Annotated in this window: 19 protein-coding genes; 10 read left to right on the top strand and 9 right to left on the bottom strand. The window is 69.9% G+C overall.

Translation table 11 applies throughout. The features are described from left to right. The first annotated feature begins 141 nt into the window (after window positions 1-141). Together ACESMY_RS18815 and ACESMY_RS18810 are read left to right on the top strand one after the other, a co-directional pair. Window positions 142-678 carry a response regulator gene (locus ACESMY_RS18815; RefSeq protein ID WP_372786151.1) on the top strand — a complete coding sequence of 179 codons (537 nt, stop codon included), beginning with the start codon at window positions 142-144 and terminating at the stop codon, window positions 676-678. Further along, window positions 668-1,993: a PAS domain-containing sensor histidine kinase gene (locus tag ACESMY_RS18810; protein WP_372786150.1), complete on the top strand. Its 1,326-nt coding sequence runs from the start codon at window positions 668-670 to the stop codon at window positions 1,991-1,993. Before ACESMY_RS18815 ends, ACESMY_RS18810 begins: the two co-directional genes overlap by 11 nt. Before the next feature lie 10 nt (window positions 1,994-2,003). On the opposite strand, the gene ACESMY_RS18805 is transcribed toward ACESMY_RS18810, so the two are convergent. Genes ACESMY_RS18805 through epmA form a run of 3 tightly spaced genes read right to left on the bottom strand, consistent with a single transcriptional unit; the run spans window position 2,004 to window position 4,914 of the window. Beyond that, window positions 2,004-2,756: a pseudouridine synthase gene (locus tag ACESMY_RS18805; protein ID WP_372786149.1), complete on the bottom strand. Its 753-nt coding sequence runs from the start codon at window positions 2,754-2,756 to the stop codon at window positions 2,004-2,006. Beyond that, the gene (locus tag ACESMY_RS18800) at window positions 2,756-3,811 is read right to left on the bottom strand and encodes a lysine-2,3-aminomutase-like protein (protein WP_372786190.1); all 1,056 of its coding nucleotides are present in this window, start codon (window positions 3,809-3,811) and stop codon (window positions 2,756-2,758) included. The genes ACESMY_RS18805 and ACESMY_RS18800 overlap by 1 nt, the downstream gene beginning before the upstream one ends. Before the next feature lie 47 nt (window positions 3,812-3,858). Further along, window positions 3,859-4,914, bottom strand: a complete 1,056-nt coding sequence (epmA, locus tag ACESMY_RS18795) for an EF-P lysine aminoacylase EpmA (protein ID WP_372786148.1) — start codon at window positions 4,912-4,914, stop codon at window positions 3,859-3,861. A gap of 121 nt (window positions 4,915-5,035) precedes the next feature. Here epmA and efp point away from each other — a divergent pair, with 121 nt between their 5' ends. The 3 genes from efp to panC all read left to right on the top strand — a co-directional run bounded on the left by efp (window position 5,036) and on the right by panC (window position 7,387). Next, the gene (efp, locus tag ACESMY_RS18790) at window positions 5,036-5,602 is read left to right on the top strand and encodes an elongation factor P (RefSeq protein ID WP_372786147.1); all 567 of its coding nucleotides are present in this window, start codon (window positions 5,036-5,038) and stop codon (window positions 5,600-5,602) included. A 117-nt stretch (window positions 5,603-5,719) separates the two neighbouring features. Then, the gene (gene panB, locus ACESMY_RS18785; RefSeq protein WP_372786146.1) at window positions 5,720-6,541 is read left to right on the top strand and encodes a 3-methyl-2-oxobutanoate hydroxymethyltransferase; all 822 of its coding nucleotides are present in this window, start codon (window positions 5,720-5,722) and stop codon (window positions 6,539-6,541) included. Between the two features lie 12 nt (window positions 6,542-6,553). After that, the gene (gene panC, locus ACESMY_RS18780; protein WP_372786145.1) at window positions 6,554-7,387 is read left to right on the top strand and encodes a pantoate--beta-alanine ligase; all 834 of its coding nucleotides are present in this window, start codon (window positions 6,554-6,556) and stop codon (window positions 7,385-7,387) included. A gap of 4 nt (window positions 7,388-7,391) precedes the next feature. Here the strand turns inward: panC and ACESMY_RS18775 are convergent, their stop codons facing one another. The 3 genes from ACESMY_RS18775 to ACESMY_RS18765 all read right to left on the bottom strand — a co-directional run bounded on the left by ACESMY_RS18775 (window position 7,392) and on the right by ACESMY_RS18765 (window position 10,033). Further along, window positions 7,392-7,991: a hypothetical protein gene (locus ACESMY_RS18775; protein ID WP_372786144.1), complete on the bottom strand. Its 600-nt coding sequence runs from the start codon at window positions 7,989-7,991 to the stop codon at window positions 7,392-7,394. Window positions 7,992-8,059: 68 nt separating this feature from the next. Further along, window positions 8,060-8,890 carry a hypothetical protein gene (locus ACESMY_RS18770; protein ID WP_372786143.1) on the bottom strand — a complete coding sequence of 277 codons (831 nt, stop codon included), beginning with the start codon at window positions 8,888-8,890 and terminating at the stop codon, window positions 8,060-8,062. Between the two features lie 36 nt (window positions 8,891-8,926). Beyond that, the gene (locus tag ACESMY_RS18765; protein WP_372786142.1) at window positions 8,927-10,033 is read right to left on the bottom strand and encodes an anhydro-N-acetylmuramic acid kinase; all 1,107 of its coding nucleotides are present in this window, start codon (window positions 10,031-10,033) and stop codon (window positions 8,927-8,929) included. Window positions 10,034-10,244: 211 nt separating this feature from the next. Here ACESMY_RS18765 and tyrS point away from each other — a divergent pair, with 211 nt between their 5' ends. From tyrS to ACESMY_RS18745, 4 genes are all read left to right on the top strand, one after another. Next, window positions 10,245-11,540, top strand: coding sequence for a tyrosine--tRNA ligase (gene tyrS, locus ACESMY_RS18760; RefSeq protein ID WP_372786189.1), 1,296 nt, complete (start codon window positions 10,245-10,247; stop codon window positions 11,538-11,540). A gap of 11 nt (window positions 11,541-11,551) precedes the next feature. Continuing rightward, the gene (locus ACESMY_RS18755; RefSeq protein WP_372786141.1) at window positions 11,552-12,013 is read left to right on the top strand and encodes a peroxiredoxin; all 462 of its coding nucleotides are present in this window, start codon (window positions 11,552-11,554) and stop codon (window positions 12,011-12,013) included. 282 nt (window positions 12,014-12,295) lie between these two features. Further along, window positions 12,296-13,450: a M23 family metallopeptidase gene (locus tag ACESMY_RS18750; protein WP_372786140.1), complete on the top strand. Its 1,155-nt coding sequence runs from the start codon at window positions 12,296-12,298 to the stop codon at window positions 13,448-13,450. 40 nt (window positions 13,451-13,490) lie between these two features. Next, window positions 13,491-13,859: a polymer-forming cytoskeletal protein gene (locus tag ACESMY_RS18745; protein ID WP_372786139.1), complete on the top strand. Its 369-nt coding sequence runs from the start codon at window positions 13,491-13,493 to the stop codon at window positions 13,857-13,859. A 5-nt stretch (window positions 13,860-13,864) separates the two neighbouring features. Here the strand turns inward: ACESMY_RS18745 and prfB are convergent. The 3 genes from prfB to ACESMY_RS18730 form a co-directional block, all read right to left on the bottom strand. Next, window positions 13,865-14,990, bottom strand: a protein-coding gene (prfB, locus tag ACESMY_RS18740) for a peptide chain release factor 2 (protein ID WP_372786138.1) whose coding sequence is annotated in 2 segments (ribosomal slippage) — window positions 13,865-14,920 and window positions 14,922-14,990 — 1,125 coding nt in all. Because the reading frame shifts where the segments join, the coding sequence is not laid out codon by codon here. Window positions 14,991-15,041: 51 nt separating this feature from the next. Next, a complete protein-coding gene (locus ACESMY_RS18735; protein ID WP_372786137.1) occupies window positions 15,042-17,435 on the bottom strand; it encodes a penicillin-binding protein 1A in 2,394 nt (797 codons plus the stop codon). 92 nt (window positions 17,436-17,527) lie between these two features. After that, window positions 17,528-18,709, bottom strand: a complete 1,182-nt coding sequence (locus ACESMY_RS18730) for an N-acetylmuramoyl-L-alanine amidase (protein ID WP_372786136.1) — start codon at window positions 18,707-18,709, stop codon at window positions 17,528-17,530. 468 nt (window positions 18,710-19,177) lie between these two features. On the opposite strand from ACESMY_RS18730, the gene ACESMY_RS18725 reads away from it, so the two are divergent. Further along, the coding region (locus ACESMY_RS18725) for a ribonuclease E/G (protein WP_372786135.1) at window positions 19,178-20,131 on the top strand (954 nt) is incomplete at its 3' end.

Raw genomic sequence — 20,131 nt, 5'->3', positions numbered from 1 at the left:
CGTTACTTCAACAGCTTAGAGGATGGTTTCGCCGTGGCGGCCTGGCGGGCTGTCCGGAAACGGACAGTTGCGGCCGGCCCATCGCGCCGGCCTGACGGGACGGCCTTTGCCCCGGCGCAAGCAAGGCCGTAGATTCGCGCCGTGCCGAGCGCCTTCCTCATCGTCGACGACGACCCCGACGTGCTCAAGGCCGCCGCCGCCGCCTTGGGACGCGAGTGCCCACGGATCGACACGGCGCTCATCCCGGAAGGCCTGGCCGAGCGGGCGCACCTCTACGACGCGGTGCTGCTGGACATGAATTTCGCGGCGGGCGAACGCGATGGCGCTGCGGGACTCGATGGCCTGGCGCAGCTGCAGGCGGCCGATCCGGCGCTCGCGGTGGTGCTGATGACCACCTACGGCGGGGTCGCGCTCGCCGTGCAGGCGCTCAAGCGCGGCGCCGCCGATTTCGTACTGAAACCCTGGCGGAACGAGGCGCTGGCCGAGACGATGCGCGCGGCCGCCGCCCTCACCGCGGAGCGGCGGGCCTCAGGCGCCGCCCTGAACCTCGACGAGATGGAGCGCAGGGCGATCGTCCGCGCGCTCAGCGTCTACGAGGGCAACGTCAGCCATGCCGCGGCGGCCCTGGGCCTGACCCGGCCGGCGCTCTACCGCAGGATGGAGCGCCATGGCCTCTAGGCCCTTCTCCGGCGCGGCGGGATTCGCGCTCGGCGCCGGCCTGCGGGCGATCACCATCAGCGTCCTGGCGTTCGGCGTGCTGATCGCCGGCGAGCGGCGGCTCTACGCGACCGGCCTGGTGTTGCTCGGCATGCTGGTCCTGGTGATCCTCGACCTGATGCGCAGCACCTGGTCGGCGGACCGGACCCTGGCCCAGTTCGTCGATGGGCTGACCGCCGAGGGGTACGAGCGCCCGACCACGCCGGTGGGCCTGCGCGCGCTGGGCGCGGCGATCCACGGCGCGCTCGACCGGCTGGCCGTGACCCGGGCCGAGCGGCAACAGCGCACGGATTTCCTGGAAGCCCTGGCCGACACCGTCAGCGCCGCCCTGCTGGTCGTCGACGACAAGGGCGCCGTCACGGCGGTGAACCGCGCGGCGCGGGTGGGCCTGGCCGCGGGCATAGGGCCCATCGCGGCGATCCCGGCGCTGGGCGCGGACACCGCCCAGCGGCTGCTCGACCTGCCGACCGGCGCGCGGGAGATCGTGCGCCTGGCCGACCAGCGGGCCATGCTGGCCACGGTCTCGGGTTTCGCCGCGGCCGGCGGGGCCCGGCGGCTGATCGCGCTGCAGAGCCTCTCCGGTGACCTGGACGCGGTGGAGATCAAGGCCTGGCAGGACCTGGTGCGGGTGCTGGCCCACGAGATGATGAACTCGCTGACGCCGATCTGCTCGCTCTCCGAAAGCATCGCCACGCGGCTGGCCGAACCGCACAGCTCGGCGACGGAGACGGAGGTCATCGAGGCCGCCGAGGTGATCGCCCGGCGCAGCCACGGCCTGATGCACTTCGTGGAGCGCTACCGCCGCCTGACCGACGCGCCGAGCGCGGTGAAGGCGAAGACCAATGTGGCCGACCTGGTGCGCGGGCTCGACCGGCTGGCCGCCGCGATGATCGGCGAGGACGCCATCGCCTATTCCAGCATGGTCCAGCCGTCGTGGCTGACCGTGGACGCCGACGCGGACCTCCTGGAACAAGCGGTGATCAACCTGCTGAAGAACGCCGCCGACGCCGTGCGCGGCCAGCCGGGCGGCAAGGTGAGGCTGACCTGCACGCTGGAAGAGGACCAGGTCGCCTTCACGGTCGCCGACAACGGGCCGGGCCTGCCGCTGGACGATCCGGAGGGCGTTTTCGTGCCATTCTTCACCACCAAGGCGGGAGGGTCGGGGATCGGCCTGACCCTGGCGCGGCAGATCGCGCTCGGCCACGGCGGGCGGCTGGAGCATCGCCCCGCCGCGCCGCACGGGGCGGTCTTCCAGTTGATCCTGCCCCAGGCCTAGCGAGGGGCGGCTAGCCGCCGATCAGGGCGGCGCGCTCGCCCGCCGTCAGCACCCGCCACCTGCCTTCGGCCAGATCGCCGAGCTGGAGGCTGCCGATGCGGATGCGGACCAGGTCCATGACGTGCATGCCGACCAGCTCGCACATCCGCCGTATCTGGCGGTTGCGGCCTTCCTTCAGGACGAAGCGGAGCTGTTGGCCCTCGACCACGCTGACCTTGGCCGGTTTCAGCGCGCGGCCGTCCATAGTCAGACCATGACAGAGGCGGGCGATCTTTTCCGGGGTGATCTTGCCGGTGACCCGGACCAGATATTCCTTCTCAAGGTCGGACTCCGGCCCGATGATCGCCTTCGCCAGCACCCCGTCGTCGGACAGCAGCAAGAGACCGCGGCTGTCCATGTCCAAGCGGCCGAGCGGCGCCAGGCGGGTGTCGCGGTCGGGGATCGTGGCGCTCTCGCCGATCAGGGCGGCGCGGGTGAGCAGGCGCACGGCGGGCGTCTGGCCCGGCTCCGGCTGGGCGGAGACAATACCCATCGGCTTGTGCAGGACGACGCTCAGCGCGGCGGGGCCGGCGCCGTCGGCGAGCGTCAGTGTCTGGCCCGGCAGGATCTTGCGGCCGGTGTCGGTGACCGTCTCGCCGTCGATGGAGATCAGGCCGCGTTCGATGAAGCCTTCCGCCTCGCGGCGCGAGCAGACCCCGCTCTGGCCCAGCCATTTGTTGACCCGCTGCGGCTCGGCCTCGTCGTAGCGTCCGGTCCAGGCCATCAGTCGGCCTCGCCTGCGGACCGTGGGGGCGGATAGAGGTGGCTGCGTCCGGACGGGTCCTCGACCAGGCCCTCGGCGAGGTAGTCGGGACCCACCGGGACCTTCCCGTGGCCGCCGGGGATGTCGAGGATGTAGGTGGGCTGGCAGAGGCCGGAGACCGTTCCGCGCATCGCCCGCATCAACGCCTGGCCTTCGCCGATGGTGGTCCGCAGGTGGGACGTGCCGGGCGCCAGGTCAGCGTGGTGCAGGTAGTAGGGTTTGATGCGGGTCTCCACGAGCGCCCGCATCAGGGCGGTGAGCGTCTCCGGGTCGTCGTTGACGCCGGCCAGCAGCACGGTCTGGCCCAGCATGGGGATGCCGGCGTCGACGATCTTCGCGCAGGCCGCCCGGGCGGCGAGCGTCAGCTCGCGGGCGTGGTTGGCGTGGAGCGCGACATAGACCGCCTTGCCGGGCGCGCCGAGGGCGGCGACCAGTTCGTCGGTGATCGCGCCCGGATCGACGGCGGGGACGCGGGTGTGGAAGCGCACCACCTTCACGTGCTCGATTCCGCCCAGCCGCCGCATGAGGTCGCGAAGCCGGCGCGGCGACAGGATGAGGGGATCGCCGCCGGTGACGATCACCTCCCAGATGTCCGGCCGCGCGGCGATATAGGCCATGGCGGCGTCCAGCGCGGCCGGCGACAGCGGGCGCAGGCCCTCCGGGCCCACCATCTCGCGGCGGAAGCAGAACCGGCAGTAGACCGCGCAGGCGTGGTTGACCTTCAGCAGGCAGCGGTCGGGATAGCGGTGGACGACGCCTTCGACCGGCGAATGGGCGAAGTCGCCCACCGGATCGGCGGATTCCGCCGGCAGGGCGTGCAGCTCGGCCTCGGTGGGCACGAACTGGCGGGCGATGGGATCGCCGGGATCGGCCGCGTCGATCAGCTCGGCCATGGCCGGCGTGATCGCCACCGCATACTGCGCCGCGACCCGCTCCAGCGCCGGCAGCCGGTCGGGCGCCACCAGGCCGGCGTCGGCCAGGGCCGTGGGGTGGCGGAGGGTCTTGGCGAGGGTCATGCGGCTGGCGGTATGGCGCAACGGGCGTTCGGCGGCAACGCGAGGCGTCAGGGCGCCTCGGCGACCGGCGCCCAGAGCACCTGCTCGATGTGGCTCGCGCCGGCGGCTAGCATGACCAGGCGATCGAGGCCCAGCGCCCCGCCGCTGGCGTCCGGCATGCGGGCGAGCGCGGTCAGGAAATCCTCATCGACCGGATAGCGTTCGCCGTAGACGCGGGTCTTCTCGGCCATCTCGATCTCGAAGCGGCGGCGCTGTTCGGCCGGATCGGTGAGCTCGCCGAAGCAGTTGGCGAGCTCCACGCCGCAGGCATAGAGCTCGAAGCGCTCGGCGACGCGGGGATCGGCGGCCTTGGGCCGGGCCAAGGCGGCCTCGCTGACCGGGTAGTCGCAGAGGATCGTCGCGCGCTCGCGGCCGAGCCGCGGCTCGATCTTCTCCACCAGCACCCGGCTGAAGACGTCGGCCCAGGTGTCGTCGGGGGCGACCCGGACGGCGATGCCCGCCGCGGCCGCCGCCAGGGCGTCGCGGTCGGTTGCGCCATCGGCCTCGACGGTCGCCAGCAGGTCGATCTTCGCGAAGCGATCGAAGGCCTCGGCGAGGGTCAGGCGCTGCGGGTCGGCCAGCGGATCGATGCTCAGGCCCCGGAAGCTGAGCACATCCGTCCCCGCCGCCTCGGCGGCGACCGCCAGCAGGCCGGCGCAGTCGGCCATCAAGGTCTCGTAGGTCTCGCCGACGCGATACCATTCCAGGAGCGTGAACTCCGGGTGGTGCAGCGGCCCGCGCTCGCGGTTGCGCCACACACGGGCCAGTTCGAAGGTCCGGATCTCGCCGGCCGCCAGCAGCTTCTTGGCGGCGAACTCCGGCGAGGTGCGCAGATAGAGCGGAGAGCGCCCGCCGCCAGGCCCGATCGCCTCCGTGGCGAAGGCGTGCAGATGGGCCTCGTTGCCGGGCGAGACCTGCAGGGCCGGCGTCTCGACCTCGACGAAGTCGCGGGCCTCGAACCAGGCGCGGACGGCGGTCGTGATCCGGTTGCGGGCGATCAGGAACGGCCGGCGGTCGGCATGCCGGTCGGGGGACCACCAGGGCGAGGGCTGAAGTTCGGGCAAGGATGCGACCGGTGGGGGGCTGGCGATTTCGCCGCCAATCGCTATAGGGGCGCGACGAGAAATTCATCAGCGGAATCGCGCGGGCTCACAGCGCGGCCGCCGTCATCGAGGAATATCGACTTTGAAAGTAGCCGCCAGCTCGCTCCGCAAGGGGGCCGTCGTCGACATGGAGGGCAAGCTCTACGTCGTGCTGACCGCCGAGAACATCCACCCCGGCAAGGGCACCCCCGTCACCCAGCTGAACATGCGCCGCATCTCCGACGGGGTGAAGGTGTCGGAGCGCTGGCGGACCACCGAGCAGGTCGAGCGCGCCTTCGTGGACGACCGCAATTTCACCTTCCTCTACCAGGACGGCGAGGGCTTCCACTTCATGAACCCGGAGAACTACGACCAGGTGGTCTGTACGCCCGAGGTGGTGGGCGACGCCGCGGCCTGGCTGCAGGACGGCATGACCGTGATGCTCTCGACCCACGAGGGCGTGCCCATCGCGCTGGAGCTGCCGCGCCTCCTGACGCTGGAGATCACCGACACCGAACCGGCGGTGAAGAACCAGACCGCGTCCTCGTCCTACAAGCCCGCGACCCTGTCGAACGGCGCGCGCATCATGGTGCCGCCCTATATCGCCGCGGGCACCCGCGTCGTGGTCCTGACCGAGGACTTCTCCTACCACGAGCGCGCCAAGGACTAGCGGCCCGGCCCCCAGGGGAGCGCCTGGCGGACCGCCGGCCGCGGCCCCACCTAAGGCGCCGGCCGGATTTCAAAGCCTTGCCTGACCCGGCAAGCGCACCAGTGTCGGAGTAATCCCATGCGGACCACCCTCCTCGATATTCGACGGATGAAGGCGGCGGGACGGCGGATCCCCATGCTCACGGCCTACGACTACCCCTCGGCGCGGATCGCCGACCGGGCCGGCGTACCGATGCTTTTGGTAGGCGACTCGCTGGGCATGGTTGTACAGGGCCATGACTCGACCCTGCCCGTGACCCTCGACGATATGGTCCGCCATTCCGCGGCGGTCGTCCGCGGCGCCGAAAAGGCCCTGGTGGTCGCCGACCTGCCCTTCCTGACCTACGCCAGCCCGGATGACGCCATCGCCACGGCCCGGCGGCTGATGCAGGAGGCCCAGGTCCAGGCGGTCAAGCTCGAGGGCGGCCGGCACGTCGTCCCGATCGTCCAGCACCTGACGCAGCACGGCGTGCCGGTAATGGGCCACCTGGGCTTCACGCCCCAGTCGCAGCACACCCTGGGCGTCCGCGTCCAGGCGAAGGAGGCGGCCTGCGCCAAACGCCTGCTGGAGGACGCGCTCGCCCTCGAAGCGGCCGGGGCCTTCGCCGTCGTGCTCGAGCTGGTGCCGGCGCCTCTCGCGGAGGCGGTCTCCAAGCGGCTGCGGATCCCGACCATCGGCATCGGCGCCGGGGCGGGCTGCGACGGCCAGGTGCAGGTCTGGCACGATCTCCTGGGTCTCTTCGAAAGCTCGCCGCGCCACGCCAGGCGCTATGCGGAGATCGGCGCGGCGATCGAGACCGCGATCCGCGCCTATGCCGCCGACGTGGAGGGCGAACGGTTCCCCACCGCCGCCCAGAGCGCCGGCATGGACGCCGACGAACTCGCCCGCGCCCTGGCCTAGGCCCAGCCCGGCATGAAGGTCATCCACACCGTGGCCGAGATGCGGGCGGCGCGCGCGGGCGCGGGCGATCTCGGCCTCGTCCCGACCATGGGCTACCTGCACGAGGGCCACCTCAGCCTGGTGCGCCGCGCCAAGACCGAGGGCGCCGCGACCGCGGTCAGCATCTTCGTCAATCCGACCCAGTTCGGGCCCAACGAGGACCTCGGCCGCTATCCGCGCGACCTGCCGCGCGACCTTGGCCTGTTGGAAGCCGAGGGCGTCGACCTGGTGTTTGTCCCAGACGCGGCGGAGATGTACCCGCCGGACTTCGACGCCCGTATCGAGATCGGCGGGGTCACCGAGGTCCTGGAAGGCGCCGTGCGGCCCGGACACTTCGCGGGCGTCGCCACGGTGGTCGCCAAGCTCTTCAACATCGTCCAGCCGACCCGGGCCTACTTCGGCCAGAAGGACGCCCAGCAGAGCGTGGTGATCCGGAAGCTGGTCCGCGACCTGGACCTGCCCGTCGAGGTGATCGTCGCGCCGACCGTGCGCGAGGCCGACGGCCTGGCGCTGTCCAGCCGCAACAGCTACCTGACGCCCGACCAGCGGGCCGCCGCGCCGGCGATCTATCGGGCGCTGAGCGCGGCGCGGGACCGCTTCGCGGGCGGCGAGCGCGACGCCGAGGCGCTGCGTGAAGCGATGCGCGCGGTCATCGCCGCCGAACCCCAGATGCGGATCGACTATGTCAGCGTGGCGGACGCGCAGACGCTGCGCGAACTCGCGGCCGTACAGGGCCAGGCGCTGGCGTCGATGGCCGTGCGCCTTGGAACCACCCGGTTGATCGACAATCTCGTGCTCAGCGCCTAGCCGCTCACGGGTCCCGGCGGCGGGCGGCGCAGTTATCGGTGTAGAGCGCCGCCTCGGCCTGGGTCATCGACGGCAGGTCGTTCAGATAGAGGGTATAGCCCGAGCCGCCAGACTGTAGCGGCCCTGCATAGAGAAAGGCCGCCTTCTTCTTCGCCAGCGCCAGGCGGTACCAGCGGCGGGGCGCGGTCCCGCGCGGATCGACGGGGCAACGGGCCGGCGTGACCGCGAAGCCCGCCTGCCGCAGCCCGGCGACCAGCGCCTCGGGATCCATCGGCGGCGCGGGGTCGCGGACATAGACGCTGAACACCATCGAGCGCGCGCCGGAGGCCACGACGGTGACGGGTCGGCCGGACAGCGTCGCCTGGCCGGGACGAGCGAAGAAATTGCCGTCCGGCGAGGGCTTATTGAGCATGGTCGGGCCCGCGGCCCAGCGTATGGCCCGGTCGGCCTCCAGGTCGTCCCACGCCCCACCGCTGTCGGCCGGCAGGATCAACAGCGGCTTGACCAGGTCCGCCAGCGCCGTGGCGGTCGGCTCTGCGGCCACCGCATGCCCAGCGAAGAGAAGGATGGTTGCCACCGCGCTCGCCAAAGCGATGAATTTCATGTCCGTGCCCCCGCGAAACCCAAAGCTTCGGCGATCACCGTTATCGGCGCAAGGACGCTCAGTGAGGGCTATTTGGCCGGTAGGCTCTGACTGGGTATCGGCCCGTGATCCGAGATTTGGCCATCGTCCACCAGCCATACTCGACCACCCGCCACGACCATGAACGGCGTCTTTGCCTGCAATTGTAGGAAAACATGGGTTTCCACTGGCGTCGACGAGACCACATGGGTCACGACCGCCATCGCGGGTTTCGATCCCTGGCCCGTTTTGGGCGGCGCCTGCATGGTCATGCAGCTTGCCGAGAGCGCGTCGCGGCGCAACACCGCCTTGCCGTCGCGCGAGATCGTGAACCTGTAATGGCCGCCAAACGGAATGGCGCCGAGGGTCGGCGTCGGCGCAAGCAGCCAGACCAGCCATCCGTCGCCCTCCGGATCGCGCGCGACCACGCTGTTGTATCCTGCGCGACAGGCGGTGGTGAGGGCGTGAGAAGCGGTCTGACGCGCAGCAAATGCGGCCAGTTCGTCAGCCGTCAGGCGCCTGTTCGCCGGCTCCGTGACGACGGCGTGGAGCTTTCTGTCGACATCAACGTCATAGCCCGCCTCGGGCCCGTTGCCGATATCACGAAGGAACCGGACCTCCTCGTTCTGTCCGTGCGGGACGACGATCCAGCCGATCATATGGGCCGCCGCGAGATCCGGAACCTTGAGCTGGAGAGCATCCGTGGCCACCCAGGCGGCTGAATCCTGAAGGTAAATCTCCCGACCCAGCCTCTCGGTCATCGCCAGACCGAACTCGCGGATCGGCGGCGCCGGCGGCAACGCCTCTGCGGCTCGGATGGGCGAGGCCGCGAACGCCAAGGCAACGAAGGCCACGCCCAGACCCAGGATTCGAATTTTCATCTGGCACCCTAAGAACAACCTTGGCCGCACGACAACCTAGGGCTTTACGATCTTGCCGCCAGTCATCGGCTCCGGCGCGCCGGTGGTCTTCGGAAAGCTGATCGGCAGGCCGTTGGTCGTGCGGGCCGCGAGGAAGGCGATGGCTTCCGCCTCGATGGAGTCGCCGCGCCAGCCGTGGGCTTCCGCTGCGTTCACCGGCACGGGCAGCCGTTCGGCGAGCGCCTTCATGATCTCTGGATTGTGGCGGCCGCCGCCGGTGACGATCAGCTCCCGTGGCGTCTGACCGGTGATCTCCACGCCCAGACGAACGCCCTCGGCCATGAAGGCGACCAGGGTGGCGGCGGCGTCCTCCAGTTCCAGGGGTTCCAGCGGCTCCAGCGAGAAGTCGAAGCGGTCGAGGGACTTCGGCGGCGGGGCGGCGAAATAGGGGTGGCCCAGGAAACCCGCCAGCACGCCGGCGTTGACCTGGCCGACGCTGGCGTAGCGGCCCTTGTCGTCGAAGCGGCCGGCGCCCCGGGCCTGCACCATCAGGTCGATCATCCCATTGCCCGGCCCGGTGTCGAAGGCGGTCATCTCGTCGCCGCCCGACCAGAGGGTGATGTTGGCGACGCCGCCCACGTTCAGCACCGCCAGCGGCGCCTTCAGCCCCGAGGCCCGGGCCCGGGCCAGGTGATAGATCGGTGCGAGCGGCGCGCCCTCCCCGCCCGCCGCGACGTCGGCCGACCGGAAGTCATAGGCCACCGGCACGCCGGACCTCCCGGCCACGAGCGCGGCGTCGCCCAACTGCACCGTGCGGCCGGGGCGGCCGTCCTGCGGCCGCTCGTGCAGGACGGTCTGGCCGTGCATGCCGATCAGGTCGATGTCGGACCAGTTGAGCCCGTTGGTCGCCAGGAATTCATCGGCCGCGGCGAGATGCTCCTCGGCGCCCGCCCGGGCCGCCTCGGCGAAGATCGCCGGCTCCGGCGCGCCGCGCGGCCAGGCGAGCGCCTGCCTGGTCGCCTCCAGCATGAGGTCGCGCATGGGCTCGGTCAGCTTGCGCTCGCCGGCCGGCCCGAAGGCGGAAATCGCCTCGCCGTCGGTCTCCAGCACCGCCATGTCGACGGCGTCGAGGGAGGTCCCGGTCATGAATCCCAGCACGCGCATGCGGCTTGACTGCCATGCGCCACGCCCGTAGTCAGCCGCCATGTTCGGCAAAGCCGCCCTCTTCGGCCGCTATTACCGCCTGCCCTAGCTGCAGGCCGCCGACCCGTCGCGCCTGCCCATCCGGCCGGCGCAATCCACCCGACATCCCGAACGCGCCGGCCTCCTTCAACCCAAGGAGTCCGCCATGTCCCTCGAAACCTCCGCCCCGGCCATGCTAAGGCCCGGCGACCCGTTGCCTGAGAATCCCAGAATGTCCGACCAGCCGTTCGAGTCCGAGTTCCTGCGCACCATGCAGGCGCGCGGGTTCCTCCATCAGATCACCCACCCGATGGAGCTCGACGCCGCGGCCAAGGCGGGGACCATCGCGGCCTACATCGGCTTTGACGCCACCGCCCCCAGTCTGCACGTCGGCAGCCTGATCCAGATCATGATGCTGCGGCGCTTCCAGCAGGCGGGCCACAGGCCGGTCGTGCTGATGGGCGGCGGCACCACCAAGGTCGGCGACCCCACCGACAAGGACGCCTCGCGCCCGCTGCTCACCGACGCCCAGATCCAGGGCAACATCGCCTCGATCAAGGGCGTCTTCGAGCGGTTCCTGACCTTCGGCCAGGGGCCCACCGATGCGGTGATGGTCGACAACGATGCGTGGCTGTCGAAGTTCGGCTACGTCGAGTTCCTGCGCGAATTCGGCGTGCACTTCACGATCAACCGCATGCTGGCGTTCGACAGCGTCAAGGCCCGGCTGGATCGCGAACAGCCGATGACCTTCCTCGAGTTCAACTATATGCTGATGCAGTCGGTGGACTTCCTGGAGCTTGAACGGCGCCTCGGCTGCGTGCTGCAGATGGGCGGCTCCGACCAGTGGGGCAACATCGTCAACGGCGTGGAGCTGATCCGCCGGGTGGACCAGAAGCCCGCCTTCGGCCTTACGACGCCGCTGCTCTCGACCGCGTCCGGCGCCAAGATGGGCAAGACGGTGGGCGGGGCGGTCTGGCTGAACGCCGACATGCGCAGCCCCTACGACTACTGGCAGTTCTGGCGGAACACCGAGGACGCCGACGTCGGCCGCTTCCTTCGGCTGTTCACCGACCTGCCGCTGGACGAGATCGCCCTCCTGGAAGGCCTGCCCGGCGCCCAGATCAACGACGCCAAGAAGGTGTTGGCCAATGCCGCCACCGCCCTGTTGCACGGCGACGAGGCGGCGGCGCGGGCCGCCGCGGCGTCCGAAGCCGCCTTCGAGCAGGGCCGGCTCTCCGACGACCTGCCAACCCACGAGGTCGCGGTCGCGGACCTGGCCGCGGGGATCGTGCTTGCCACGCTGGCGGCGGACGCCGGCCTCGCCGCCTCGCGCGGCGAAGCCCGGCGCCTGGCGCAGGGCGGCGGCCTGCGGCTCAACGACAAGGCCGAGCAGGACGCCAACCGCGTCGTGACCGAGGCCGACTTGGTGGACGGCGTCATCAAGCTCGCCGCCGGCAAGAAGAAGATCGTCCTGGTGAAACCCGTCTAGGAGACCCTGCGATGGCGAAGGTGACCGAAGGCGCCGCGGCGCCCGATTTCGAACTGGCAGGCCCCGACGGGCCGATCCGGCTGGGCGACTTCAAGGGCAAGACCCTGGTGCTCTATTTCTATCCGAAGGACGATACGACCGGCTGCACCATGGAGGCCAAGGACTTCTCCGCCCTCGCGCCCGAGTTCGCCAAGGCCGGCGCAACGGTGGTGGGCGTCTCCAAGGACAGCGCCAAGAGCCACGAGAAGTTCGCCGGCAAGTACGGCCTGGCGATCCCGCTCGGTTCGGACCCCGAAGCCGCCGCCATCGAGCGATACGAAAGCTGGGTGCAGAAGAAGCTCTACGGGCGCGAATACATGGGCATCGACCGCTCGACCTTCCTGATCCGCGACGGGGTGATCCGGCGCATCTGGCGCAAGGTGAAGGTCGCGGGCCACGCGCAGGCGGTCCTGGAGGCGGTTAAGGCGCTCTAAAGACGCCGCGGCCTGGCGACGCACAGCCGGCGGCGGCGCATGCGATGCAAGCAGTCCGGCGGACTCGCGGGCTCGCCGCCCCGGCCAATCAAATGACTACGCCTCCCGAGGGGAACGGCGCATAATGCAGTCGCCGCAGAACGGCGTTCAGTTTCTGTTTACCAGATCACCCGAATCTGGCGACTGTTAAGCTTGCGCCGCAATCGGCGCAAAGCGTCTTGCCTCCCGCGAAAATCTGATTGCATATCCCGTGGTCCAAAGGGCTGGGGACCTTTCGAACGCATGGAACGTCTGGCGCGCCTACGCCGCTCGCTCGTTGAGCTGTTCCCGGAACGCCATCTCTACGTCCGCTCGGGCGGTGAGATGAAGGGCTACGTCCTCACTCCCAGAAAGCAGATGTTCGCCGCCGCGGGCCTGTCCGCCGCCGCCCTTTGGATGGGCGTCTGCAGCGCCGCCATGCTGGTGAACATGCTCTCGGCTTCCTCGGCCGACCGCGAGATCGCCCGCACCCAGGCCAAGTACGAACGCTGGATCGCCGACCGGCAGGCGCGGCTGAACTCGGCGGTCGCGGAACTGAACGCCGGCGGCGGCGCCAACCTCTCGCTCGCCTCCAGCATCGAGAAGCGCCACGCGGCGCTGGCCATGCTGCTCACCGACATGAAGGGCGCGCCCGGCGCGGCCGCGGCGCTCACCCCGGTGATCAACCAGGTGGTGATGACCAGCGACAAGAACCCCGCCCACATGGTCGACACCGTGCGGATCAGCCAGGAGCAGCTGCTCGACGCCGCCGACAGCTTCGCCAAGAGCCGCGCCGACCGCCTGCGCCTGGCCTTCCGACTGGCCGGCCTGACGCCGGCGGCCTACATGCCCAAGGGCGGCGCGCTGGGCGGACCGCTCATCGAGTCCAAGGACCCTCGCGCATTGGCCGCGGTGCTTGACGTGGACGAGGGTTTCGCCGACCGCATCCAGCACGCCGCCACCGACATGAGCGAGGCCCACGCCCTGGAGGCCGCCGCCCAGGCCCTGCCCTTCGCCAAGCCGACGACCGGCACGGAGCAGTCCAGCGGCTTCGGCGTCCGCTACGACCCCTTCACCAGCCACCCGGCGTTCCACTCCGGCCTCGACTTCACCGGCGGCCCGATGACCCCGATCCATGCGACGGCGCCCGGCGTGGTGTCGTTCACCGGCGTCCGGTCGGGCTATGGCAACACCGTCGAGGTCGACCATGGCCGCGGCTTCAAGACCCGCTACGCGCACCTCGCCGCCATTTCGGTGCATGTCGGCCAGGAGGTCGCGGTCGGCCAGCGGCTGGGCGGCATGGGCTCCACCGGCCGCTCCACCGGCACCCACCTGCACTACGAGGTCTGGGTGAACGGCCGCGCACAGAATCCGGACCGCTTCGTCAAGGCAGGCGCCTATGTTCTCCAAGCCGACTAAGCCCACATCGTCCTCCCGCGCTGAGACCGCCGAGACGACCTTGACCCGCAAAGCCATCGCCTGCTCGCTGATCGCCGAGAATGTCAGCGTCGAGGGCAATCTGGCGAGCGAAGGCGACGTGCAGCTCGACGGCGCCCTGCGCGGCGACCTGAAGGTGGCGCACCTGTCGATCGGCGAGACGGGCCATATCGAAGGCGCGATCATTGCCGACGCCGTGGAAGTGCGCGGCCACGTCGCCGGCACGATCACCGCCAAGAGCGTGCGCCTCTACGCCACCGCCCGCGTCGACGGCGACATCACCCACGCCCAACTGGCCGTCGAACCCGGCGCCCAGTTCGCGGGCCGCAGCGTCAAGCTGGTCCCGCCGGTCCCCGAGCAGCTGAGCCTGGTGCCGGAAGCCGCGGAATAGAGCCGTTACGCCGGCGCGCTGGCGTCGCCCGTCACGCCCACCCGCTGGGCGAGCGCCGCGCCCATAAAGGCGTCGAGGTCCCCGTCGAGCACCCCTTGCGTGTCTGAGGTCTCCACCTCGGTGCGGAGGTCCTTGACCATCTGGTACGGCTGCAGGACGTAGCTGCGGATCTGGTGGCCCCAGCCGATGTCGGTCTTCTGGTCTTCCAGCGCCTGCTGGGCGGCCTCGCGCTTCTGCAGTTCCAGCTCGTAGAGCCGGGCGCGGAGCATTTTCCACGCCTCGTCGCGGTTCTGGTGCTGCGAGCGGCCGGCCTGGCAGGCCACGGCGACACCGGTCGGGATGTGGGTCAGGCGCACGGCGGAATCGGTCTTGTTGATATGCTGGCCGCCGGCCCCGGAGGCCCGGTAGGTGTCGGTGCGCACGTCGGCCGGGTTGATGTCGATGACGATGTCGTCGTCCACCACCGGATAGACCCAGACCGAGGCGAAGCTGGTGTGCCGCTTGGCGGCCGAGTCGAAGGGCGAGATGCGCACCAGGCGATGGACGCCGCCCTCGGTCTTCAGCCAGCCGTAAGCGTTGGCGCCCTTGACCTGCAGGGTGGCCGACTTGATTCCGGCCTGCTCGCCGGAGGTCTCTTCCAGGAAATCGACGGTCATGCCGTGGGCGTTGGCCCAGCGGGTGTACATGCGAAGCAGCATGCCGGCCCAGTCGCAGGACTCCGTGCCGCCGGCCCCGGAATTGATTTCGATGAAGGCGTCGTTGCCGTCGGCCTCGCCGGAGAGCAGGGCCTCGAGCTCGGCCCGCCCGGCCCGCTCCTTCAGGCCGCGAAGCTGCACGCGGGCCTCTTCGAGCGAGGCCTCATCGCCTTCCTCGTCGGCCATTTCGGCGTAGCCCAGCGCATCGGCGAGGTCGCGTTCCAGTGACTGCACCGCCTCGATCTGGGCGGCCAGGCGCGAGCGTTCGCGGGTCAGGGCCTGGGCGGCCGCGGCGTTGTCCCAGAGCGTCGGGTCCTCGACCCGGGCGTTCAGTTCGTCGAGCTTGCGGAGCGCGGGCTCCCAGTCAAAGACGCCTCCTGAGCAGTTCGACCGACTGCTCGATGTCGGCCTTGGCGGCCTCGACATCCAATCTCATGGGACAATTCCTAGTCTTAGGTGGGTCGCGGCAGATAGACCGCGGGAGGGGTCAATACAAGCCGCTGACGTCGTCCGGCGGCTTCTTGGGCGGCGGCGGCGGTCCCACCGCGGCGGCGGCGTTCGGCGCGCCGGTGACGCCGTTCTGGAAGACCTTGTTGTAGGGCTGCGGCCCGCTGAGCGCGTCGCCGCCGTCGGCCACCCGGGGTTCGGTGCCCGGCCGGAAGGCTTCGCGGATGCCGCGGACCATGGCGAACTTGGCGTTGGCCGGCGGCTTGAAGTCGTCGGGGGCGTAGGATTTGTTCGCCTCCTTCATGAAGTCGATGAAGATCGGCACGGCGGCCTGCGCGCCGGTCTCGCCGTTGCCCAGGCTGCGGTTGTCGTCGAAGCCGATGTAGGTGCCCACCACGATGTGCGGCGTGAAGCCGACGAACCAGGCCGAGCGGAACTCGCTGGTGGTGCCGGTCTTGCCGCCGGTCGGCCGGCCGAGCACCGAGGCCGCCGCCGCCGTTCCCCGCTGCACCACGCCCTGCAGCATGGAGGTGATCTGATAGGCGGTGATGGGGTCCCAGACCTGGGCGCCGGCCACCGGGATGCGCGGGCTCTCGTCGCCATTGAAGCCCATGTCGCAGCGGTTGCAGTCGCGCTGGTCGGCCTTGAAGATGGTCTTGCCCTCGCGGTCCTGCACCAGCTCGATCAGGTGGGGTTCGACCTTCCTGCCGCCGTTGACGAAGGAGGCGTAGGCGGCGGTCAGCTTGAAGACCGTGGTCTCGCCGGCGCCCAGCGCCATGGCCAGCACGTTCTCCATCTTGGTCACCACGCCGAGCCGGATGGCCGAGGCGCTGATCTTCGGCATGCCGACGCCCTGGGCCAGCCGCACGGTCATGGTGTTGCGCGAGAGCTCCAGGCCTTTGCGCAGCTGCAGCGGGCCCAGGTAGTCGTGCTCGTAGTTCTCCGGCGTCCAGGCCTGGCCGTTGGCGCCGACCAGCGAGATCGGCGCGTCCATCACCACGCTGGCCGGGGTGTAGCCGTTCTCGAGCGCCGTCGCATAGACGATCGGCTTGAACGCCGAGCCCGGCTGGCGCAGCGCCTGGGTCGCGCGGTTGAAGCTGGAAAGCGAGAAGGAATAGCCGCCGACCATCGCCAGCACCCGGCCGGAGTCGGGGTCCATGGCCACCATCGCGCCGTTTACGGCGGGAATCTGCTTCAGGCGGAAGGCCGGGCCGCCCGCTTCGTCGGGGGCGACGAAGATCAGGTCCCCGGTCCCGATGCCCTTGGTGGCGCGCGCCCAGGCCACGTCGGCGGGCGCCAGCGCCCCGGTCTGGCCCTCGATGGTCTTGATGCGGACAGTCCCGCCGCCGACCTCGGTGACGACGGCCTGGCGCCAGGTGCGCCGCTCGGCCGGCTTGGCCGACTTCTTCGCCGCGTCTTCCCAGCCGGTGAGCGTGGTCACGTGACCCCAGGCGCCGCGCCAGCCGTGCCGGTGGTCGTAGCGCTCCAGACCGTCCATCAGGGCGGTGCGGGCCGCGCTCTGCAGGCGCGGGTCGAGCGTCGTGCGCATGTAGTAGCCGCCCTCGGTCAGGCGGGGCCCAAGGGTGGCGAGGCTGCGGCGGCGGACCTCTTCGACGAAATAGTCGGCGTCGCGGTACTTGGCGCGCGTGGGCTCCTGCTGGACGACCAGATCTTCCTGCTTGGCGGCGTTGGCCTGGGCGCGCGTCACCCAGCCGGCTTCGGCCATCTGATCCAGCACCCAGTTGCGCCGCTGCATCGCCTGGGCCTTGCGACGGATCGGATGGTAGTTGTCCGGCCCCTTGGGCAACGAGGCCAGATAGGCGGACTGGGCCAGGTCGAGGTCGGTGATCGACTTGCCGAAGTAGTTGTAGGCCGCCGCCCCCACGCCATAGGACCGGTAGCCAAGCCAGATCTCGTTCAGATAGAGCTCGAGGATCCGCTCCTTGCTGAGCGTGCCGTCCAGCTGCTGGGCGATCAGCGCCTCCTTCAGCTTGCGGCCGATGGTGGCGTCGTTGGTGAGCAGGATGTTCTTGGCGACCTGCTGGGTGATGGTCGAGCCGCTCTCCAGCCGCCGGCCCTGCGCGATGTTGACGATGTCCTTGGCGCTGGCGCGGACGATGCCGGTGTAGTCGAGCCCGGAGTGCTTGAAGAAGTTGCGGTCCTCGGCGGCCAGGAACGCCTGGGCGAGCTGGGCCGGGATCGCATCGTAGGGCACGAAAATCCGCCGCTCGCGGGAGAATTCGCCGATCAGCGTCCCGTCCCAGGCATAGGCGCGCGTCGCGGTCGGCGGATGGTAGTCGGCGAGGTCTGAGGCGTCGGGCATGTCGTGGAACAGCCACGCGGCCCAGATCGCGATGGCGAAGCCGGCCACGGCGACGAGGCTCAGCGCAGCCACGCCGGCGATCGCGACCCATTTTTCACGAGGGGTGGTCAACGGACTAGCGGCCTCCAGGGGCGCCCGACCCCAACGGCTCACGGTCTAACCGGCTTCGTCAGCGGCGCCAACGCCCGCGACCGTCCCCCGCGTCAGCGCGACGCAAGCCGAATGGACTGGACGAAATAGGCGTCGATGGAATCGCCCACGGCGTCCATCAACCGCGCCCGGCGGCGCGGATCGCGCAGCTGCTGCTCGTCCTCGCGATTGCTCACGAAGCCCATCTCCAGCAGCACGGCCGGCACGTCAGGCGCCAGCAGCACCATGAAGCCGGCGTCGCGCTGGCTGCGGCGCAGCATCGGCGTCTTGCCCTCGACGTGGCTGACCAGGGTCTGGGCGAAGGCCGCGGAGCGGTTCTTGGTATTGCGCTGGGTGAGGTCGAACAGGATGTCGCTGACGCCGCGGTCGCCGGTGAGGCTGGCCTTCATGAACCAGTCGTCGCGGCTGACGAAACGGGCGGCGCGGTTCGAGGCCTTGTCGGAGAGCGTGTAGACGCTGGCGCCGCGCACATTGGCGTCGGGGCCGGAGTCCGAATGCAGCGAGATGAACAGGTCCGCCCCGGCGCGCTGAGCGATGCGGACGCGATCCTCCAGCGGGACATAGGTGTCGTCGTGGCGCGTCAGGACCACGCTGTAGCGCGATGACTGCTCCAGCCGGGCCTTGAGGGCCAGGGCGGCGGCCAGGTTGACGTCCTTCTCGAAGCCCCGGGCGCCGCTGGCCCCGGGATCGTGGCCGCCGTGGCCGGGGTCGATGACCACGACCTTCTTCAACGAGACCGGCATGACGCGGGCCGGCGGGATCTGGGGCCGCAGACGCAGTCCGGCCGCGGGGGTGGGACTGGCCGTGTTGATCAGGCGCACCCCGCCGGCCTGAGCGATCACGTCCACGACATAGCGGTAGTGGTCGATGCCGTCGGCGGGCGGCAGGAGGAAGCGGGCCTTGACCCGGGCGTCGGCGGCCAGGTCGAGCTGCAGCCGCGCGCCCCCCGGCGTCTGCTGGATCGCCCAGGTCTTCACCAGGCCCTGGCCGGAGCCCTGCAACCCGCCCTGCGCCGAGACGGTGGGCAGGATGAGCACCGCGTGGCCGTCGGCCAGGCCGTCGGAAACCAGCTGGCCGCTGGCCGCCTGGTCGATGTCCATGACGATGCGGGTCTGCTGGGCGTCACCGCCCACGCGGACCTTCAGCAGGCCGGCGACCGAGGCGGCGGCGTGGGAGACGGCGAAAACGGCGGTCAGGCCCACGGCAACAGCGGCCGCGGCGAGGAACGCACGCACCCTATTCCGCACTAAAATCCGCCCGGCCCCAGCCAGCATCTAACCTCGTCCCCCGAGGGGATTGGTAACTACCGCATCAAAAGCCATATACGCGCCAGGCCGGTACACAAATGGTTAACCGGAGCTTGCAGGTGCGACCTTTGGCGTGCGGCTTTCCTTTTGCAGCCGGCTGTTGCAATGTCCCGCCGCGCGCCAAACCGCCTCTCGCACACTTGCGGGGCGAAGGGTCGCGCGAACCAAAGCCCGCGTCAGCTGACCGATTCCCGGCGAGCGACGCTCTATCTTATCCGCGCCACCCGGCGCGCCTAGGAACACACTCGATGGGCAGCGCTGCTCAAGCCAATTTCCGGCCTCAAGCCCCCCGAGGCGCCGCCTTCGGCGTCTTCCTGGGCGGCGCGCGCGCCCTTCCCACAAAAAGCCGGCTGCGCCTGGACCTCAAGTCCAGCGCGCGCCGCGGAGATAATCTTGATGTCCAAGAATATGTTGATCGATGCAGCCCACGCCGAAGAGACGCGTGTGGTGGTCGTCGACGGAACGCGCGTTGAAGAGTTCGACTTCGAAAGTTCCAATCGGAAGCAGCTCAGAGGGAATATCTATCTCGCCAAGGTGACGCGGGTTGAGCCGTCGTTGCAGGCGGCCTTCATCGAGTACGGCGGCAATCGCCACGGCTTCCTGGCCTTCAACGAAATCCACCCGGACTACTACCAGATCCCGGTGGCCGACCGCGAAGCGCTGATGCGCGAAGAGGCCGAGGAAGAGGACGACCATCACCACGAGCCGCGCGGCCGCCGCGGGAACGGCGCCGCCACGTCCGAGCCCTCCGAGGACGGCGAGGAAGAAGACCACGAAGCCGCCTCCGAAGACGATGACGACGTCATGGAGGAAGAGGTCGCCCGGCGCCGCCGGCGGCTGATGCGCAAGTACAAGATCCAGGAAGTGATCCGCCGCCGGCAGATCATGCTGGTGCAGGTCGTCAAGGAAGAGCGCGGCAACAAGGGCGCGGCGCTCACCACCTACCTGTCGCTGGCCGGCCGCTACGGCGTGCTGATGCCCAATACGGCGCGCGGCGGCGGCATCAGCCGCAAGATCGAGACCGCGACCGACCGCCGCCGGCTGAAGGGCATCGTCCAGAGCCTCGACGTGCCGCAGGGCATGGGCCTGATCGTCCGCACGGCCGGCGCCAAGCGCACCAAGGCCGAGCTGAAGCGCGACTACGACTACCTGCTGCGTCTCTGGGAGAACATCCGCGAGACGACCCTGCACTCGATCGCCCCGGCGCTGATCTACGAGGAAGAAGACCTCGTGAAGCGGGCGATCCGCGATCTCTACGACAAGGACATCGACGGGGTGTTCGTCGAAGGCGCGGCCGGCTTCAAGGAAGCGCGCGACTTCATGCGCATGCTGATGCCCAGCCAGGCCAAG

It is taken from the genome of Phenylobacterium sp. (genome assembly GCF_041691455.1).
Lineage (GTDB): Bacteria > Pseudomonadota > Alphaproteobacteria > Caulobacterales > Caulobacteraceae > Phenylobacterium.
This window is presented reverse-complemented; position numbering and strand designations above follow the sequence as displayed.

Bases quoted from the DNA above. Each gene is read 5' to 3' on its own strand.
- tyrS (WP_372786189.1), top strand. From the start codon at position 10,245: ATGCTAAGGCCCGGCGACCCGTTGCCTGAGAATCCCAGAATGTCCGAC.
- ACESMY_RS18770 (WP_372786143.1), bottom strand. From the start codon at position 8,890: ATGAAAATTCGAATCCTGGGTCTGGGCGTGGCCTTCGTTGCCTTGGCG.
- ACESMY_RS18755 (WP_372786141.1), top strand. From the start codon at position 11,552: ATGGCGAAGGTGACCGAAGGCGCCGCGGCGCCCGATTTCGAACTGGCA.
- ACESMY_RS18805 (WP_372786149.1), bottom strand. From the start codon at position 2,756: ATGGCCTGGACCGGACGCTACGACGAGGCCGAGCCGCAGCGGGTCAAC.
- ACESMY_RS18765 (WP_372786142.1), bottom strand. From the start codon at position 10,033: ATGCGCGTGCTGGGATTCATGACCGGGACCTCCCTCGACGCCGTCGAC.
- ACESMY_RS18775 (WP_372786144.1), bottom strand. From the start codon at position 7,991: ATGAAATTCATCGCTTTGGCGAGCGCGGTGGCAACCATCCTTCTCTTC.
- ACESMY_RS18810 (WP_372786150.1), top strand. From the start codon at position 668: ATGGCCTCTAGGCCCTTCTCCGGCGCGGCGGGATTCGCGCTCGGCGCC.
- ACESMY_RS18800 (WP_372786190.1), bottom strand. From the start codon at position 3,811: ATGACCCTCGCCAAGACCCTCCGCCACCCCACGGCCCTGGCCGACGCC.
- panB (WP_372786146.1), top strand. From the start codon at position 5,720: ATGCGGACCACCCTCCTCGATATTCGACGGATGAAGGCGGCGGGACGG.
- panC (WP_372786145.1), top strand. From the start codon at position 6,554: ATGAAGGTCATCCACACCGTGGCCGAGATGCGGGCGGCGCGCGCGGGC.
- ACESMY_RS18750 (WP_372786140.1), top strand. From the start codon at position 12,296: ATGGAACGTCTGGCGCGCCTACGCCGCTCGCTCGTTGAGCTGTTCCCG.